Source organism: Euryarchaeota archaeon (assembly GCA_016207515.1).
Classification (GTDB): domain Archaea; phylum Thermoplasmatota; class SW-10-69-26; order JACQPN01; family JACQPN01; genus JACQPN01.
The window spans coordinates 53,807-72,496 of the sequence record JACQPN010000025.1 but is presented as its reverse complement, the minus strand read 5'-3'; the positions used below and the strand labels follow the sequence as shown (position 1 = coordinate 72,496).

The following is an 18,690-nucleotide window of genomic DNA, read 5'->3' as shown; positions in this document are numbered from 1 at the left end:
GTCGCCGGGCCGCGGATGAGGCCCGTGGCTTATTGCCGTCACGAAGGCTCGAAAAGGGGCGCCCATACTTAAGTCTCGTTTCACGGTCGCGCCCCTTGGTTTTCCTTTTCCGAGGCGACGGCGGTTCACGGGGAAAGTTCGTAGACGACGCGCTCAGTGTCTTTGCCCTTGTACTCCCGCTCCACTATCTTCATGCGGCCGATCTCGTCGGTCCTGGCAACATGCGTGCCGCCGCAGGGGCAACTGTCGTAGTCGCCGACCTCGACGACGCGTAGCATCTTCACGGCGGCCGGCACGGCCTCGATGATCGAGCGGCCTGCCAGGGCGCTTTCTAGCTCGGCGCGTGGTTTTTCACTGATGCGCACCGGAAGTGCCGACGCGAATATCCGGTTGCACTCGTCCTCGATGCGCTTCACGTCCTGGTCGCTCCACTTCGCGGGGGCGAAGTCCACGCGGCTGTGCGTCGCATGGATCTGGTTCCCGGCGGTCTTTGCCTTGAAGAGGTTCCAGGCGACGCCGGAGAGCGTGTGCTGGCTCGTGTGCATGCGCATGTGACGATGACGTAGCTCCCAATCGATGACGCCATGGACGGCGGCCCCTTCTGGAGGTGGCGTCCCCTTGACCTTGTGTTTCAGCACACCCTTCTTGGAGACGTCTACGATCTCGCACTCGCCACCGTCCCACTTCAACGAACCGCGGTCAGACGGTTGCCCGCCGCCCTCCGCGTAGAACGCAGTCCGATCAAGGAGGACCCACCCGTCGGGTGTCACCTTCGTCACCTTCGCGTCGAATTCGCGGATGTAGTTGGGGCTGGGGCTGCCGGAGGTTGGGTCCCAAGGCTTCAGGTAGAGGACTTCGGTCAAGCCCGCTCACCCGAGGAGAAACTGGCGCAGCCAATCCCGGTCCATTTCGATTCGCTCGTCGCACGCCTCATAGAGTTCATCGTGGATAGCGCCCCGGGAATAAAACAATTTCACCAGTATTCCTGCGTCTTTGGCGGCGTGGACCGCGGGAACAAAGTCGCTGTCCCCGGTGAAGAGACCCGCCGTCGCGATGTGGCGACCCCAACTCATCCGGACAAGATCGACCGCGAAGAGGATGTCGACGCGCTTCTGTTCGAACCGTCCGTCTCGTCGTGCGAGCTTACCCAGACGGACCTCGAACCGTGGAAGTCGGCGAAGGCGGTTGAAGAACGTCTCTGCCGCCCCGAACCGGCGCGAATCGCTTTCTGAAGGGGGGCTTTCGTGTGGCGGGAGGCAATGGTAATAGTATGTCCGCAGGCGCTCATCGGGTCGCGCGGCGTGCTCCCCCATGGAATGGAAATCCAATGGCGGAGGGTTCGGCCCGAACGTAGTCCTCTTTACGTTGTCGAGATAGCCTCCATCGATGAAGATCGCGGCTCGGTGCATGGGAATCGCCAGATATCCCGCGCCTCCGCCACGGCCGCGCCCGGAGACTAATGAACTGCCGTCCCCGGAGGAACGGCAGCGGGTATAATGCGTGAGTATTGACGCCCGGCGCCCATAAACTTTTCCCCCGTTGGGAAGGACGGGAAGCACGCGGGGTGAGAGCCTGGGCGGGCTGAAGCCTTCAGATCTCTTTCACGATCAACGCGTCAAACGCCCTCATCCTCTTCTCCCATTCCTCCGGGTGAAGTAGTCTCGTCACCGCCGCGATGTTCGAAAGAAGCACGTTCCCGTCCTGGGGCGTGAAGCAGAACCCGAAGACCTCGTTCCCCCGCACGGCCAAAGTCGGTAACGACAGGACCGCTTGGCTGAGGATCCGCCCGTACGGACCTTGGTCGCGCCCCCACGCGAACACCTCGTTGGCGCTTTGCTTGTTCGTGACCGCGATGAGTGGGTTCGCTTGGATGCGTCGGATCGCTTCCTCCTTGGTGATGGGCTCGGATAGCTCCAGGTTGAACCAGAGCGTGTGCATGTACTGCGTGTTGGTCTTCAACGCACTCGACCAGAGGTTCAGGTCCTTGCCGAGTGTTTTGAACACGTTGGCGACGTCGTGCGCGTGGTGCGTTCCCTCGGCCTCCTTGTGCTTGTCGAGCGTGGGCGACGCGGAGAGCTTCGATTCACCGATGTCCGATGACCTCCTGATGCAGATGAAGCGCCCGGCCTTGAGGTTAGAAAGTTCGCCCTCGAAGGCCAGTGTCTTGAGTATCACGCTGATGTTGTGGGTGTTGCAAGAGACCACGTGGATGAAGCGGTCGGCATTCGTGATCGCCTTGTCGTTCACTCCGTAGGCGTACTGTTTCCCGAAGCCGTCCTCGCTTCCTTGCGCGAGGAACCCTTTCACGTCCTTGAGCTTCGTGTAGTGCTTTTCCTTGTTCTCAAGGCCCGAATCCTCAGGGGTAGCGTCCACGATGACGCTCGCTCTTTTCATCGCCTCCTCGGCGGTGAATGCGACGTGAAGGCCCAGCTTCTCGAAGTCCGCCTTCTTTTCCGGGGCGACTGCGAGTTTTCCGCCTTTTCTCTGCAAGGCCACGATCATCGGCCGATCCTCGAGCCGGGGGCTGTGCTTGTAGAACGAGACCTCGTCGATCCCGAGTTCCTTCCTGTACTGGAGTAGAAGGCCCGTGAGGGGTTCGCCGATGGTGCCGACGCCGACTACGTGTACTATGTTTCCAGGGGTCACAAGCTTCGCCGCCGACTAATCGGGCGGCCTGTCATTAAATTATCTCCGCCACGTGACGCGCGCGGTCACCAAAACGGGCCTCCCGTCGTCTGTCGTCAGACCCGACCGGTGAAGCGGAGGAACACGAACGCCCCCGCGACTATGAGCCCGACCGCCACGGCGGCGGCCATGATGAGAGTCGCGTTGCTGCCGATGTCTTGCTGCAGCGACGTCTCGACCGTGAACGTCTGGGCCGATTCGATGATCTCGGTGGAACCGTCCTGAAGCGTCGTCTCGATGTCGACCCGGTAATTCCCCTTCGTGGGCACCCTGTAGGTCGCGGTGAAGACGCCGTCCTCGGGCACGGCGTCGCCGCCGGTGCGGTCGTCACGCATCTCTATGGCAGCTGAGAGCACCGAGTCCCGGTACACTATCGCCTTGACGCTACGCGTCGGCGTGAATATGGTCGCGGTGATCTTCACGTTCCCGCCGATGGCCGGCGCTTGCGTCGAGACGTTGATGCGGCTCGTCACGAGGCCCGTGTTGTTTATCCTGATGTTTATCGACGCTATGGACGAGACGAGCGTGTCCGACGCCTGGACACGCAGTTCATACGTCCCATCGGGGAAAAGGCGCGTGTCGAAGTTCTTGTCTCCCGTCCCTTCCTGCCTCTCGGCGAGCAGCGTGAAACCGACGACCGTCGTCGGCCGGATGGAGACGTCGACGACTATGGGTTGGCTATCGGGATCCGTCGTCTCCCACGATATCCTTTCCGTGCCAAGAAGGACCGAGTCCGCGAGCGGGACGACTATCGCCACTTTCGGCGCGTGGTTAGGTTCGGTGAACGAATGCGGCGTCGCGGCACTCGCCGAACTCATCTTGTTCCCGATGAAGTCGGTGGCCACGATGTAGTAGAAGACCGTCGTGCCGCGAGGGTACGGTTGGAGGTCCGCGCCGTACTCATCGCTCGAACCGGCAATGGGGAATAGGTTCTCCTTCACGTAACTGCCCTCCTCGGTCCTGTAGAAGACGGCCGCTTCCCTGATGCCGACGCCTGCGTCCGTCACCTTCGCCCGGATGCTTCCGTTTTTCGGCGCGTGAAGTATGAGCGGTCGCGACCCGTCGACGAGCAGCCGCAAGGTCGACGTGTCTTCGACGTTTCCGGCCAGGTCGGAGCTGAGGTAGCGGAGTTCGAACCGGTCGGGCTCGACGCCGCCGAATTCCTCGTCGAAGCTGAACGGTCCGTCGTAGGTGAGCGAGGCGAACGGGGTGCCGTCGCCGCGGCTTATCGCGACGGTGGTGAAGGCGACGCCGGAGCCTGAGTCCTCCGCGTTCAACGCTATCGCCTCCTTCGGGCTTATCGCCAAGACGTCGCCGCTCACCCGGTAGAACTCCGCAATCGCCGCCTCGGTCCTCGGCGCCTGCGCGTCCACCGTGAAGTTCCAAACGGCCTCGGCGCTGGTGCCCAATCTGTCCGACGCGGCGACTCGCACCGTGATGAGGTCCTGGTGGAAGTACGATGCCTGTTCGAAGACGATCGTCGCGAGGCCCCCGGGCTGTACGACGATGACGGCGGGGACCTGTCGTTCCTCCTGGAGGTTCTCCGAGACGAACATGCGGATGTCGTCGGGGTCGAGGTTCGCGTCCGTCACCGTGGCCGTCATCCTCGGATGCGCCGTCGCGTACGTCGCGTCCTTGGGCGTGAGCGCGGAGAACCTTGGGGGTTCCCTCGGGATGATGTCAAGGAGCGTCGGGGCGCTTTCGCTCGCGTGTCCGAATGCGTCCGTCGCATTGACGCTGAAGGAATATCGGCCCGTCGCGACGAGCGAGACGGCCGCCGTCCAGTTCCCCCTCGCAGGTCCCATTGCGATCCTGGTGACGTTTCCTCCCGTCCGGTTGATGACTAGTGTGACGCCGGTGAGTGAGGCGTCGGTCACGTTCACTTCGAAAGTGAGGTTCGCGCCCGCTTCTTGGAAGAGCGTCCCGTCCCGCGTGGGGGCGTCTGTCATGACGCTTCCGATCATGGGGTCGATGTTGTCCGTGATCGTGAAATTGAACACCTCGCTCTCGTTGACGTTCCCCGCGATGTCGACCCCCCGGAACCTTCCGGAGTAGAACCCCGCGGCCCAATCCGTGAGGTTCGCGTAGTACGTGCCGTTCCCGAACTCGTCCGTGGAGTTCTTCAGGAGCCTCACGGTCTGCGTGTCGTTGCCCGGGAACCTCGTGAGCAAGAGGTCCCCGTACGCGATGCCGCCGTTGTCCGTGAGGTTTATCGTGAAGTTGATCGCCTCGTCCTGGGCGGCGCTTCGCTTCGACACCTCCACCTGCGTCACGTTCGGCTTGACGGATTCTATGGTGAAGTTCCAATCTGACCTGAACGCCGTGACGTTCCAGTTGCGGTCTGAATCGACGGCCGTCACGTTCACGTGGTAGCGGCCGTCGGAGAAGTTGAACGGGCCGTTCCTGAAGAACGTCGGCCCCGTGTGGTTGTAGAAGACGCTTTCGTTGAGGAACAGCTGCCCCGTATCGTTTCGGACGATGATGCGGACATCGCGCAAGTCGCCTTTCGGGTCGAACGCGGTGAACGTGAGGTTGAACGATTGGTTGCGGTTCGCGTAGGTCTGGATGCGCCCGTTGAAGCGCAAGTCCGAGAACGCGGGGATGTTCTTATCGATGGAGACGAAGAGCTTGGGGTGGTGCTGGCGATCGGTGTCGTTGTTGGAGAAGAATGTGATGGTGTTCTCGATCGTCGGGATGCTGCCCCGCGCGTTGTCCACGAGGACCCACCCATTGTAGCTTTGCGGATGATCGCGCCATGTCTGGATCGTGGTCGTTACGTCGAATTCTTGGGTTGTCGGGCAACTCGCAAGAGCAGGAGTCGTCGGGCTGGTGTTTGGCGGGGCTCCCGTCGAGCAATTCGTTCCGCGGCTTTGAAGGAGGGCACCCGCCCGCGGTTGGTTGTTCCAGGTCGCTTTCCAATCGTCCCACGTCGCGTTTGCCTCGTAGACGTCCATGACTTGGTTGCTTGTATCTCCGAGGTAAGTCGAGACGTAGAGTCGAAGGAATGCACTGAAGGCCTGCGGGTTGATGGCTATGTTCGAGCCCGTCGGTTGCTGGGCCGCCGTCACGAGGGTGGCGTTGGTCGGCAATTTGGAAAGGTTGAAAGTCACGAAGACCCCGGTATTCAAGTCGCTTGGCCCGCGGGAAAGGTTGAGGAGAGTGAGGTTCCCATGGACACGATCCGGGCTTTTTGAATTCACTTCCGTGTCGTTTCCATAATTGTTGCCTGAGGGGAGGTTCTCGTCCTCGACGAGGACGCACCAACCGGGAAAGGATCCCGTAATCGAGACCTCCGGGCAGTACGGGACGGCAGGCAAACCGAGGATGCCGCCGGGATCCCCGCTTGCCGGCGTATGGCTCCCGACGGCCCCGCCGCTTACAAACACGGTCGCCGCGACCGCCGCTGCGGCTATAACAAGAATAATCGGGGGCCTTTCCACTTCTCGTCCTCACGCCGTCCTAAAGGGGCGACCATATTGAACTTTGCCCAAAGTCTGGCTTTCCGCGGGGTCGTTTCGGCGCTCTTCGTTTGAATCGGTGGATTCGCGAACCTGGCTCACGAGCACCTGGTTTCGCGAGCACGGGGTGCTCGTGTTCTAGTTTTCACCATCTCGGCCACGCGCCATCGCCCAACCTTCGGGGCCGGCAAATGAACCATCTTCCCCTTCGAATTTCGTCGGATTGTCCGAATCCGGGCTGTTTGTCACTACAGGTTTGAGACAAGCTTTATAAACTCACTTTCTAATTGATGTATCACTGTTGGGAGGCAAATCAAGTTCCAGCAGTACCGGTAGGAGGCATCATTCGAATGAGCAACAGAACCACTGTTTCAAGGCTGGCAGCGTTCGCGATCGTAGGCGCCATGTTGGTGACAGCTTTGCCCACGGGCATCGCAAGCCACAGGGCGACGTATGATGATTCGGGCACGGTGCCAGGTAGCGGCATCCGTGACGAAGGGCTACGCATGACCTATGAGCCCGATTTCGCATCGACCGAGATCTACACTCCAGGTTCGCCGATCACGAACTGCATCGCCGACCTCGACCCCGACATGGACTACACGGCGGTCACCTATGGCGGCACGTGCGATGAGGCGGCAACAGCAGACGACTTGAAGGCCAACTCCGGTGAACTCTTCTTCGACTCCATGATCTTCGCTCAACCGGCCTCGCCCGGGGCGAGCGAGTGGTTCGCTTACAACCACTACAGGCGGACCATCTTGGGCGCGAACGACAACGTGATCCTCCCCGGCAAGAACGGGATGTTCGCGTGGTTCGGCCACTGGGACGACAAGAACCAGGACGGCAAGATCGACGACATATGCAAGTTCCTGGCCGGCGCCACGGACGAATTCATCTGGCGTGGCCAATCCACCGGCGAGAACGGCGGACAATGGAACGCGCAATCCGCTCCCTTCAAGTTCATAATGCGCGGCTGGGGCGACCCAGGTGAGTTCCAATCAGAGACCGCCACTTTCCCGCAGATCTTCGACAACATCGCGACCGACGACTACGGCATCGGCGAAGCAATCGGCTTCGACATCGCGGACGGGGACGGGAACCTCGGCGTCAATCGGACGCAGAAGAACAACCCCGAGGTCATCTACAGCGACCGCACCTCGGAAGACGCGGCGGCGAGTGGCTGCCCGTCAAACACCGGCTACATGTCTGACAACGGGAACCCGTTCTACGCGTGGGAGAACTCCCTTGTCTGGACGACCACGATCGTGACGACCGTGAACCCGGCCCTCCTTCCGATCGGGGACCCGCGCCAGTACGACATCTCCCAGGCGCTATTCACGGACGTTGACAAGTACGCCTCGCTCAACCCAACGCTCGAGGAGCTTTACCTCAGCCTGAACGACCAGGCCCGTAGCGCCGAATTCGGCGCAGGCAACGCGACAGTCGCGGCGATCGTCATGGCGGGCGCCGTCATCGATGGCGTGATCGAACAAGCGAACCAGACGCTCATCGCCACGTGCGCCGACCTTGAGACGCAAAGCGGAAAAGACGTTTGCGACCCCGAAGGGACGGCTTGCGACGAGGCGGCCGGCGCGGGAGCTGACGTTTGTAATGCCGCGGACCCGGTCGGGCTCGTTTGTGCTGAGGTCGCCGACCAGTCCGGGGAGGACCTCTGCGCCTTCAACCCCGTAACGTTCGTGAACTCGGTGAGGGCGAATGCATATGGGCAGTACTACGCCGCGGCCGGGTCGAAGTTGACCCGCACGCAGCAGCCGCCCATGCCTCACGAACCGAACACGCCGTTCGACGAGTACTCTTGTGGCACGGAATTGACGTCCAGCTGCAATGCGACCTATGGCGGGACGAGTTACGCAGCGGGCGGCTGCGCGACCGACACGCCGGATCAGCCGCGTGGTTCTTGCAACAGTTACGCGGGTTACCAATCGGGATGGCACGCGTGGATAGATTCTATCCCGCAGCAGTACTTCCCGACGAACCACAGGCCCTTCGTGATCCCGCCGCAGGTCGGATTGTCCACGGGCGGGGGGGCGACCTTCACGCCGGGCAACACTCCGGGCGTGTACACGAATTCCGCGGGCCACGGCAAGTACAGCGATGTCGCGTTCGCGGCCGGCCACAACTATCACTGGACGGCGGCCGTCGGCCAATGGTTCGACCAGAACCTGGACAATTGGGTCCACGCTGGCGCCTTTAGCGCGGCGCAGGACGCGGCGTACCCCTACGGGAACGGAACGTTTGTCATAGGTGTGGGCAGCACCGGCTTCAACGACCAGGGTGGCACTTACCGCGTCCAAGGTGGAAACAACTACACCGCCTGGACGGCGGCAAACCCGGGCTTCGGCGAGTGGCTCAATGCCTGCAACCTGGCAGGACGCGTGCTGGATTCCAGGGTCAAGCTGGTGCCAATGGTCAACGGCGAGCTCGATGCCACGGGCAGCTGGGGCAAGGGCGTCATCGTGCGCTGGAACCACATGGAACCCGGCAAACCGACCAACGGCGACAACCCCGGCCGCACGACCTTCGACCTGTTCACGACGGGTGAGATCGTGTTGAACGAGTCTTGTGCCGCAACGACGGGGACGGACGCGGTGGCGTTCCTCGGAGCGAATTACGATGGAATCGATTTCGCCGTAGTCACCGAGGTCACCATGCGCGTTGATACGAATCCATTGTCGACGGATCCGGACGAGGCAGGCAGGTACGTCACGGAAACCGTGGTGGACGTCGATGTCCACACAGTGACCGACGAGTAGTCGAGCGAAAACATGGGGAGGCGTTCTCGCCTCCCCTCTTCTTTTCATTTCTTTTCTTTTATCCCCGCAGCCTCGGCTTTCCCGAGCGTATCCGGCACCAAGCTCTATCGTCCGGCGAAGCATCGCCTGACCCGTCCTTTTGCCGCTTTCTGTTCATTTTCGCATAGAAGTTCCGGAAAAAGCTTTTGAGTCTGTACGTGAATCGAGGCCCGGGTTGAGGGGGACGACCGTCCTTCTCTTGGAGGTTTGAGGATATGAAGGATAGCGGCAGTACATCGAAGGCATTCGGTATAGCGATCGCAGTGTTCATGGTCGTCTCGGCAGCTCCACTTTCGAGCGCGAGCCACAGGGCCCTTTACGACGATCAGATCGGGACCACGATCGGGCAGAACCCGACGGGCGTCATGGTGCGCGACGAAGGGCTCCGGGTGACCTTGGAGCCTGATTTCAAGTCCACCGAGTACTGGTCTCCCGGCGCCCCGGTCGAGAACTGCATCGCGGATCTTGACGAGGTCTGGCCCGCGGTCGACCTCGACCCCGCGGGGACGTTTGCCGGCCAATGCGACCCTGCGGCCGTCGCGGGGGACCTCGGTAACAACGAACTCTTCTTCGACGCGATGATATTCCTGCAACCCGCTTCGCCGGGCGCCTCGGAGTGGGCGAACTACAATTACCACATGAAGAACCTCGGGCTAACTTCGCAGGACGTTCTCCTCCCCGGTCGCCACGGGATCTTCGCCTGGTTCGGCCACTGGGACGACAAGAACGGCGACTACAAGATCGACGACGTCTGCAAGTTCGTCGGCTCGCCCGCGAACGCTGCGGACGAGTTCGTATGGCGTGGCCAGAGCACGCTGGAGGACGGCGGCACGTGGGCCGCCCCGACGCCGCCTTTCAAGTTCGTGTCCTACGCATGGCTCGACCCCGGTAATTACGGCATCGGCGACGGTGCGACGGGCCAACTCTTCGGTTTCAACCGGACGGCGCTCGGGCCCGACCAGCGGCTCGACGACAGGACAAGCGAGGACAATGGCGCCTCCGGCTGTCCGTCGAACACTGCTTGGATAACGAACTCCGGGAACCCCTTCTGGAACTACGGCGGAGGCCTGGTCTTCAGCGTCACTATGGTGGCCGCGATGAACCCGCCGGTGCTTCCGGGGGATCCGCGCGGTTGGGACATGCAGGCGGCGAAGTTCACGGATGTGGACAAGTACTCGTCGGTGAGCCCGACGCTGGAAGACCTGTTCCTTGGATTGAACGATGCGGAGAACAGCGCGGAATCCGACGCAGGAAACGCCACCCAACCACACGTCACGTTTGTGCAAAACACGGTGAACGAGACACAGATCGTTGCCTGCGCGACGATCACGGGCGACGAGGCTGCGTGCCGTCAGTCGTCGACGGGCGCCATCGTCGACTTCGTGAATGAGCAGGCGGCCCTCGTCTGCGACGCGGCGGCCGGCCAAGGGGTCCCCGTTTGCGACGCCGAACCGAATTCGTTGCAGGGCACTATTTGGAGCCCAGTGTACGGCACTGCAGGAAGCAAGGCGACGAGAACGCAGGTGCCTCCGTTCCCGCACGAACCGAACACGCCGTTCGACAGTTACAGTTGCGCGGACGCGGACGTGTCGGCGACTTGCAACGCGACGTTCGGCGGTACTGCCTACACGGCGGGCCCGGCGTGTCTTTCCGATTCGACGGACCACCCGCGCGGTTCGTGCAACGGTTACGTGGGCTACCAGTCGGGTTGGCACGCGTGGATCGACAGCACGCCGCTCATCTACTTCCCGCAGGCGATGAGGCCGTTCCTCTTGCCGCCGCAAGTCGGGCTCGCGGTTGGTGGCGGCGTCACGGCGTCGATCTTCCCGGCGCTCTACTCGAACGACGCGGGCCACGGGAAATACAACGACGTGGTCTTCGGCACGGGTTACAACTACCACTGGGCGAGCGTCATCGGCCAGTGGAAGGACGGGAACCTCGACACTTGGGTGAGGCGCGCGAACTTCGGTCCGCAGTCCATCGAAGAGCCGTACGGTAACGGCACAGTGTTGGTCGCGGTCGGCGTCGATCCCGGGAATTCCGGGACCGGGACGTCGAACTTCTACCGCCAAGGTGGTGGCAACTACTATAACAACACGTGGAACCCCGACACGAACGTGGACGGCGAGTGGATCAACCTCTGCTCCGTCCAAGGCCGCGTGCTCGACGTGTCGATAAAGCTAGTGCCATTCGTCAATGGCGCGCTCGACCCGTCGGGAAGCTGGGGGAAAGGCGTGATAGTCCGATGGAACCACCTTGAGCCCGGAAAGCCCACGGTCGGCGACAACCCCGGCAGGACCACCTTCGACCTCGTCACAAGCGGCGAGATCGTGTTGAACGAATCGTGCGGTTCGACGCTGTTCACGGACTCGATCGCGTTCCTTGGAGGGAACTATGATGGAGTAGAGTTCGCGGTCGTGACAACGGCCGTCATCCGCGTCGACACGGATCCGTTCTCAAGTGAGGACGCCCTCGTCGAGGAAGTAGTGACCGACGTGGACGTCCACTCGGTCGCCAGGGATTAGTTTCGCGAAAGCGACGGGGGAGCTCCTACCGGCTCCCCCGGTTCTTTTCTTTCCGTTCTCACACAGCGCGGCCTCCGTCCGTCCACGGCGTATTCATACGATCTCGTGGATTCGCCCATGCAACCTCCCGGTTACCCTGTCTCCCGCGTTATGCACAAATCTTCATAAACTCGCCTTCCGATGGAGCACACAAGGTACTGGGGCGGGCCCCTACACTTTGTGCTAGCGGCTTGCAGCCTGCGGGCGGCTTCGGCGCCGAGGGAGAGAGGGAGCGAAATGCAGTTGAAGGCGAAGGCGGCGGCATTGGTCTTGATGATGTTCAGCTCGGCGTTTATCGCGATGGCGACCCCCGCCCTTGCGAGTCACCGCGTGCTCTACGACGACGTCGCGGGCCAGCAGATCGGAATGACGGGGCCCGTGAACGTTCGCGACGATGGGCTTCGCTACACGAGCGAACCCGATTTCGAGACGACCGAACGTTGGACGCTAGGGACCGCAGTTGCAAACTGTATCGCCGACCTCGACCCCGACACGGATCTGAACTCGTCGAAAGCGTACGGCGGCTTCTGCGACGAGACCGCGGTCGCAAGCGACCTCGGCAAAGGCGAACTCTTCTTCGACGTGAGCGTGCATGCGCAGGACGCGGGACCAGCGGCGAACGCCTACGTCGGTTACAATTACTATTACAGGAACGTGATCGGCCAGTCCGACAACGTGATACTCCCTGGCAAGAACGGCATCTTCGCGTGGTTCGGCCACTGGGACGACTTGAACGGCGATTACCGGTTGGACGACGTCTGCAGGTGGGAGACGGATCCTTCGCGCACCGCGACGGACGAATTCGTGTGGAGAGGCCAATCCTCGGGCGAGAACGGTGGCACGTGGGACGTTCCTGCGCCGCCTTACAAGTTCGTGATGTACGCTTGGATGGACCCGGGTTCGTACGCTCCGTTCGACCCGCCGCTTGAGAACGCGCCCACCATTCCGCCCCTTGGCCCCACGACATCAACGACGTACGACCAACGCCTCGACGACCGCACCGGGGAAGACGACATGGCGACCGGTTGCCCGTCGAACACGGGTTGGATGTCGGAGCGCGGATTCTACTTCTACAACTACCAGACGTCGCTTCTTTGGACGCTCGAGATGGCGACGGCCGTGAACCCTGGCGGCTCCTCGGGGACGTTGAACCCGTCGGCGAGCGGGCTCTTGACGGCGCCGTTCGTCGACGTGGACGTCTACAGGTCCTTGAGTCCCCAGGTCGAGGATCTGAGTTACGGCCTCCTTGGAGCACCCGACGCCGTCTTGGATGCCATTTTCGCCGCAAGGGACGATTCTTGCGCGGGATTCGCAGGTGCCTCCGGTAGAGACTATTGTCGCGACCCCGTCGGGTCGGCGTGCGAGGAGTCGGAGAACGCGACGGGCCTATTCGCCTGCTCGATCGAGGTGGATCCCGTCTCGCCCGTTTGCGATGCGGGAAACGACACGGGTTACGAGTGGTGCAAGGACGCGATCGATGAGGCGTGCCGTTTTGTCGCCGACAATTCGGAGGACGTCTGCAACGTCGATGCCATCGGTCCCGTTTGTTTCGTCGTCGCCGGCACGGCCGGTTACGACGCGTGCGACGACCCGCTTCTTCCGACTCGAGGCCCCGTGAACTCGTTCGACGAGTCGCAGAGTGTTGCGAGCCGGTTCGTCTTGCCCGCGCATGCGCACGAGCCGAACACGCCGTTCGACAGGTACAGTTGCGCTTCCGTGAACGTGCCAGCATCCTGCAACGCGACCTATGGGGGCACGTCGTACTCGGCTGGCGGGACCGACGGCTTCCCGGTCTGCGCTTCGGATGCGCCGAACCAGCCGCGCGGGTCTTGCAATTCGTACGTGGGGTACGGCGAGGGTTGGCACGCGTGGATCGACGCGAACCCCGTGGAGCATTACCCGGCGTTCATGCGGCCGCACGCCTTGCCTCCGGCCGTCGGCCTGTTCGTGGGCGGCGGTTTCACGGTGGAGGATCACCTGTTCGGCAGTTACCCGGCCGGTGGCCATGGGAAGTACAACGATGTCTCCTACGTGGTGGGCACGGAGTACCAATGGGGTGCCTACGTGGGCCAGTGGAGCGATTCGAACGAGGACGGTTGGATCGGAGCATCAGCGCGTCCCGATGCCCCGTACGGGAACGCGACGCTCGACCCCGCTTTGGAAGGCGATGGTTACCGTTTCGAGCCGAACAATTACGCTTCGGGCGAGTGGAAGGCGCTTTGCGCGTTACAGGGCCGCGTCCTGGACGTCACTTTCAAGCTGCGCCCGCTCAATGAGGCGGATTCGTGGGGAGCGGGTGTCATCGTCCGTTGGGAGTACTTGGAGCCTGGAAAGCCTACGCAAGGCGACAACCCGGGCCGCACCTACTTCGACCTCTACGCGTCGGGTGAGATCGTCTTGAACAGCGGTTGCCCGTTCCTCGGAAACGAGCGCGCGGTGACGACGGACAAGGTCGTCTTCCTTGGCGGTAACGCCGCGGGGCTCGATTTCGAGGTCATCACGAACGCGAGGATACTCGTTGACACGATGCCGTCTTCGAGCGACCCGGACATGCCTGGACGGTTCGTCGAGGAGACTGTGACGGACGTGGACGTGTATTCGGTCGCGGGTTGAAACCACGTGCCGTGAGCCAAGTCAGCATTGGGGCTCGGTCGGTGAGGATGGAGCCTGCATGGGGCGCGCGTAGCGCCGGCATGGCCCACCAGGCGCGGCCCAGGAACCCGGAGGGGCCCGCGGCACTCATTTCTTTCCGCGGCGGTCGTACTCTTTGCCTCGTTTGTGTTTCCACTAAAGTATATGAAGGCTCATTTTCTTTATATACTTTCTACTTTAGTAGATAACTATATAAAGTAACTTGACCAATGGATTACACTGTGTTCATCGAGCAGATCCTCGGGTCCGAGACGCGCGTCAAGATCCTGCGCACCTTACTTCAAGAGGCCCTGCCCCAACTCGATCTCGCAGCACTCTCGCGCGAAACCGGCAAGAGCGTAAGCGGCGTGCACAAGGCGCTCAAAGAACTACAAGCGTCCCGGTTGATCGTGTCTTACAAGAGGGGTCAGACCACATACTTCGCGGTAGACGGTGCCCACGCCTCGTTTGCGCCGCTTTTGGACTTGTTTCGCGACGAACGGGATCGACAGAACGTGTCTCATCTCTTTCCGACCATGTGGAACCACCTCGAATCCATCATCGCCGGAACGGCCAAGCCGCCCGCGGTCCGATTCGTCCTCCTCTACGGGAGCTTGACCCGTCCGCCAATCTATCCAGACTCCGATGTAGACCTCTTTGTCGGGCTCACGCCTCGCCTCGGATACGATCCGCCGGAGGGGAAGATCCTCGGGCACAAGATCTCCGTGTTGGCGATGGACACCGACGCCCTTGAAAGAAAGATCGCCGCGAACGACCGATTCATCACAAGCGTACTTGAGCGTAATGTCGTGTTGTACGCTGCGCCCCGGTACGAGCTGCCCTGGGCGAGGATGCGGGCCGGTGCGCGTACGGGTAGACGGCGCAATCGACATCGAGGCTTCAGCTGATGGACGAGACTGAATTCAAGAGGGAATGTCTTGACCGCGGAAGAATGAGGCCGCTCAACACTTTGACTGAGCGAGAAAGTTGGGCCGGGAACGCTCGAGACCTTGCCGCCAAGCAAATGGGTGCGGCAGAAAGACTCTCGCTCGACCCGGACACGGCGGAACTCGCCGTCGGTCACGCTTACCAAGCGATGGAACAGAAAGCGAACGAGCTTTTGGCGATCGCCGGGTACCAGTCGAAAAGCCACGTATGCACGCAAGCCGCCCTCGCCAGGTTCTTGGGCCAGGAACGGCTCGCGAAAGAGCTATCGATCGCCTACTCTGATCGCCAGGTCTATGATTACACTGCGGACCCCGGTACGATGCGATTCGCAAGAAGCGTGCCAGAATTCGTAAAGCGGGCGATCGGGTTCGTAGAATCGGTGCAAATCCTCATCGAGGCCCGAATGAACGGTCGATAGGTTCCGCTTTGCGACACGTTGACGATTTCGCGATCGCGCCTGGTCGCGGGGTACGGGTGATCACTTCGATTTTCGACGACGTTGGACGTCAGTGCGTCTGATCTTCGACGACTTTGGACATCCGTGCGTCAACAAGGCATGCGGCGAGCAGGGCATCATTGGAGAATCGCTTGAGCGTCGTCCGGCCCCGGCATCGGCCCAATTACGTCCTCCAGGAGGCGGTGCCCGGCGTTGCCCGACACTCGAGAGGTCCGCGGGCCTGTGGACCCACCCCGCGTTACCGCCCCCCTTCCGGCCTAGGCCCGGTTTCACCGGAATCCTGCCGCCACGTCGCTTTGCCGGGTTCGTCAGTTAGTGTGAAACTTACGCACTTGCTCGCCCTGACGCATAGAGTCTCCCGAAAAACCTTTTAAAGCGACAAGAGAATCAGTGAAACGCCAAGGATGAACACCAGCTAGGGGCCAGGGAGACTCGCCCGCTGGTGGGAGTCTGGGAGTACGGAGGCTGGCGTTCTCGTGTGAGGGCGCCCTGACGTACGTGGCAATTGAAAGAAAAACAGGAGGCAAGAACTTGACAGGCAAGAACACGGGAAGGCAATTCAGGAAAGTCTTGGCATTTGCGTTGTTTGCCACACTTGTGGTGACACCGCTATTGCCTGCTGCGAATGCGGCCCACAGGGGTCAATGGGACTCCGGTGTGGCCCCGAACGACACCGCTTGGCGCTCCACCTATGAGCCCGACGACGAGTCGACGGAAATCTTCACGCCCGGAACGCCGATCGACAACTGTTTCCTTGATGTCGACGGCGTCGGCGCCGCTGACCTCACGGACGGCGTGCACGACACTTGCGAGACCGGCGTGGTCCGCGACGACATCGGGAACGGCAACACGTTCATGGATGTCCGCCTGATGAATCAGCAGGCCCCGGCGGGTAGCACGACCTACCTCCCATACCCTGCGATCCTCAGGAACCTAGGAGCGACGAACGACGAATTCATGGTCGGGAACATCGCGTTCTACGCGTGGTTCGGTTTCTGGGACGACCTTGACGGCGATGACCTCATCGACGACAAGTGCGCCTACTTGAACGACGCGACGGACGAGTTCACGACGCGTGGAATGGCCACCGGCGAGAACTTCGGTACCTGGGACTCCCCCACGTACGACAAGCTTGTCATGCTCTACTGGCTCCACCCGGGTAACTGGAGCCGCATCGGATTGGTCGCCGCGGCAGTGACAGACGGCCCCGATCTCGGCGAGCGCCTCAACTGGCCAGGCCCCGACGGTCAGATCAACGACCGCTCCGGCGGCGACGGCAACGGCGCGGAAGGCGTCGAGGACAACTGCCCGTCAAACACGGGTTGGTTCTACGAAGAGGGTGGCTCCTACCAGGTGTCGGACGCCATGCTCCACGACACCGTGATGGCTACGGCCATGAACCCGGCCACCGCCGCCGGCGAGGACCGCGCGTTCAAGCTCGAGGACGTCGACTACGTCGACATCGACCGCTACGTGGGTGTTAACCCCATGGTCGAGAGCCTCTGGTACGCGGGCTCGGTGGCGACGGAAGACGTGTTGAACGACGAGAACAACGCGACGGCGCCCTACATCGCCTTCGTCTCGACCACGGCGAACGACACGCTCATCGTTGCTTGTGAGGAGATCACGAGCGACCCAGCAGGTTGTGAGGAGTCCTCCACGGGAACCATCGGGGACTTCGTCGTCAGCCAGGCCGACCCGGTCGTCGCGCTCGGCGATGCGGCGTGTAACCTCGCGGCGAACTCCGACTGCGCTGACCTCGTTCCGGGCCTGCCGAGCGGCGTGAACCCGTTCTCGGCGGCGACCCCGGTCCACCCGCACGAACCGAACACGCCCGACGACAAGTACGGTTGCGGCGACGTGTCCTTGACGTGCAACGCCACCTACGGCGGAAGCGCCTTCGCGGGCACCTGCTCGACGGACACGACGGACAACCCCGTCGGTTCCTGCAACGGCTACACGGGTTACGGCTCTGGCTGGCACGCGTGGGTCGACGTCTGGCCCTACTTGAACGCGGAAGCGTTCAGGCGCGCAAAGGCGACCCCGAACGAAGTTTCTGGCGTCCCGGTCGGACAGGGCTCCCCGCTCTGCACGCAGGCCTTGACCTGCACGGGCGACCCGTACAGCCAACCGCCCGGAAGCCACGGCACCTACAACGACAAGGTCCTTGGCCCCGGTGAGTACCTCATCGCGCCGCGCAGCGTGGCCGGTGGAGACTCGTGGAACGGCTTCACGACGATGCGCCTTACGGCCGGTATCTGGAGCGACGGCAACGACGACTCCTGGATCGGCAACGCCGCAGCGACCGCAGCCACCTGCTGGGGCACGGGCCAGAACGGCGCCGGCACCAACAACAACCTCTTCGGCGCCGCGAACAGCGACCCGAGAAGCGGACCTGACAACAGGTACGCGGCTGGCGAGTGCCAAGAGCCCAACGACTACGATGATGGCTACGGCCCGACCAACCTCGACGGCGAGTTCATCTCGTGCGGCAACCCCATCGCGGTCCCGATCGCGAGCGCCACGACGACCGTGACCCCGTTGACGGGCGACGGCCTCTGGCCGGCGAACGCCCCGGTGTTGTGGTTCCGCGAATTCAACGAGCCCGGCAAGTGGAGCAACGAACACCCCGGTGAGGACGACATCGTCGCCCCCGCTGGAGCGTTCACCTTCGCGAACGGCTGCGTTGGACCGCAGGACACCGTCATCTTCTCGCAGGGCAACTTCGCGCCCTTCGACGTGAAGATAACGTCCACCTACGTGATCCGCGTGAAGGACCCCACCGACGCCAACGCAGTGTTCGTTGACGAGACCGTCGTGGACGTCGATGTCTTCACCCGCGTCGGCGGCGCGTAAGCGAGCAAGTAAGTAGCCAAGGAGCCCCGGGAGACCGGGGCTCCTCTTCTTTTCATTTCATCCGTTTTCCTTGCGGGCAGCTTGGGCCGTCTCAAGAGAGCATGTTATGCTCTTGGGCCCAGTTGCTTTGTCGCCTGTGAAACCTCCAGGGTGGACAGCTGGCGCCGAGCGCGTGGTTGTTCCCGCAAGAATCAACAAGCGGTACGTGACCGGGGACGCGTTGCGCGCTCTTGGGTCGTTGTTTTGGGTTCAACCTGGGGAGCTCGCCCATCACC

10 protein-coding genes are annotated in these 18,690 nt (G+C 62.0%); 6 read left to right on the top strand and 4 right to left on the bottom strand.

Annotated elements, in window-relative coordinates:
• Window positions 1-125 precede the first annotated feature (125 nt).
• From HY556_11095 to HY556_11080, 4 genes are all read right to left on the bottom strand, one after another.
• On the bottom strand, window positions 126-863 hold the full coding sequence (locus HY556_11095) for an alanyl-tRNA editing protein (GenBank protein ID MBI4394320.1): 738 nt from the start codon (window positions 861-863) through the stop codon (window positions 126-128).
• Between the two features lie 6 nt (window positions 864-869).
• Complete coding sequence (locus HY556_11090) at window positions 870-1,409, bottom strand: NYN domain-containing protein (GenBank protein ID MBI4394319.1); 540 nt, start codon at window positions 1,407-1,409, stop codon at window positions 870-872.
• 181 nt (window positions 1,410-1,590) lie between these two features.
• Window positions 1,591-2,646 (bottom strand): hypothetical protein, encoded by a 1,056-nt coding sequence (locus HY556_11085; GenBank protein ID MBI4394318.1) that lies wholly within the window; start codon window positions 2,644-2,646, stop codon window positions 1,591-1,593.
• Between the two features lie 95 nt (window positions 2,647-2,741).
• Window positions 2,742-6,071 (bottom strand): DNRLRE domain-containing protein, encoded by a 3,330-nt coding sequence (locus tag HY556_11080; protein ID MBI4394317.1) that lies wholly within the window; start codon window positions 6,069-6,071, stop codon window positions 2,742-2,744.
• Window positions 6,072-6,493: 422 nt separating this feature from the next.
• Here HY556_11080 and HY556_11075 point away from each other — a divergent pair, with 422 nt between their 5' ends.
• The 6 genes from HY556_11075 to HY556_11050 all read left to right on the top strand — a co-directional run bounded on the left by HY556_11075 (window position 6,494) and on the right by HY556_11050 (window position 18,415).
• Window positions 6,494-8,920, top strand: coding sequence for a hypothetical protein (locus HY556_11075; protein MBI4394316.1), 2,427 nt, complete (start codon window positions 6,494-6,496; stop codon window positions 8,918-8,920).
• Between the two features lie 254 nt (window positions 8,921-9,174).
• The gene (locus HY556_11070) at window positions 9,175-11,484 is read left to right on the top strand and encodes a hypothetical protein (GenBank protein MBI4394315.1); all 2,310 of its coding nucleotides are present in this window, start codon (window positions 9,175-9,177) and stop codon (window positions 11,482-11,484) included.
• A 276-nt stretch (window positions 11,485-11,760) separates the two neighbouring features.
• Window positions 11,761-14,136, top strand: a complete 2,376-nt coding sequence (locus HY556_11065) for a hypothetical protein (GenBank protein ID MBI4394314.1) — start codon at window positions 11,761-11,763, stop codon at window positions 14,134-14,136.
• 248 nt (window positions 14,137-14,384) lie between these two features.
• Window positions 14,385-15,062, top strand: a complete 678-nt coding sequence (locus tag HY556_11060) for a hypothetical protein (protein ID MBI4394313.1) — start codon at window positions 14,385-14,387, stop codon at window positions 15,060-15,062.
• Window positions 15,062-15,520, top strand: coding sequence for a hypothetical protein (locus HY556_11055; protein MBI4394312.1), 459 nt, complete (start codon window positions 15,062-15,064; stop codon window positions 15,518-15,520). The genes HY556_11060 and HY556_11055 overlap by 1 nt, the downstream gene beginning before the upstream one ends.
• A 570-nt stretch (window positions 15,521-16,090) precedes the next feature.
• Window positions 16,091-18,415, top strand: a complete 2,325-nt coding sequence (locus HY556_11050) for a hypothetical protein (protein ID MBI4394311.1) — start codon at window positions 16,091-16,093, stop codon at window positions 18,413-18,415.
• Window positions 18,416-18,690 lie beyond the last annotated feature (275 nt).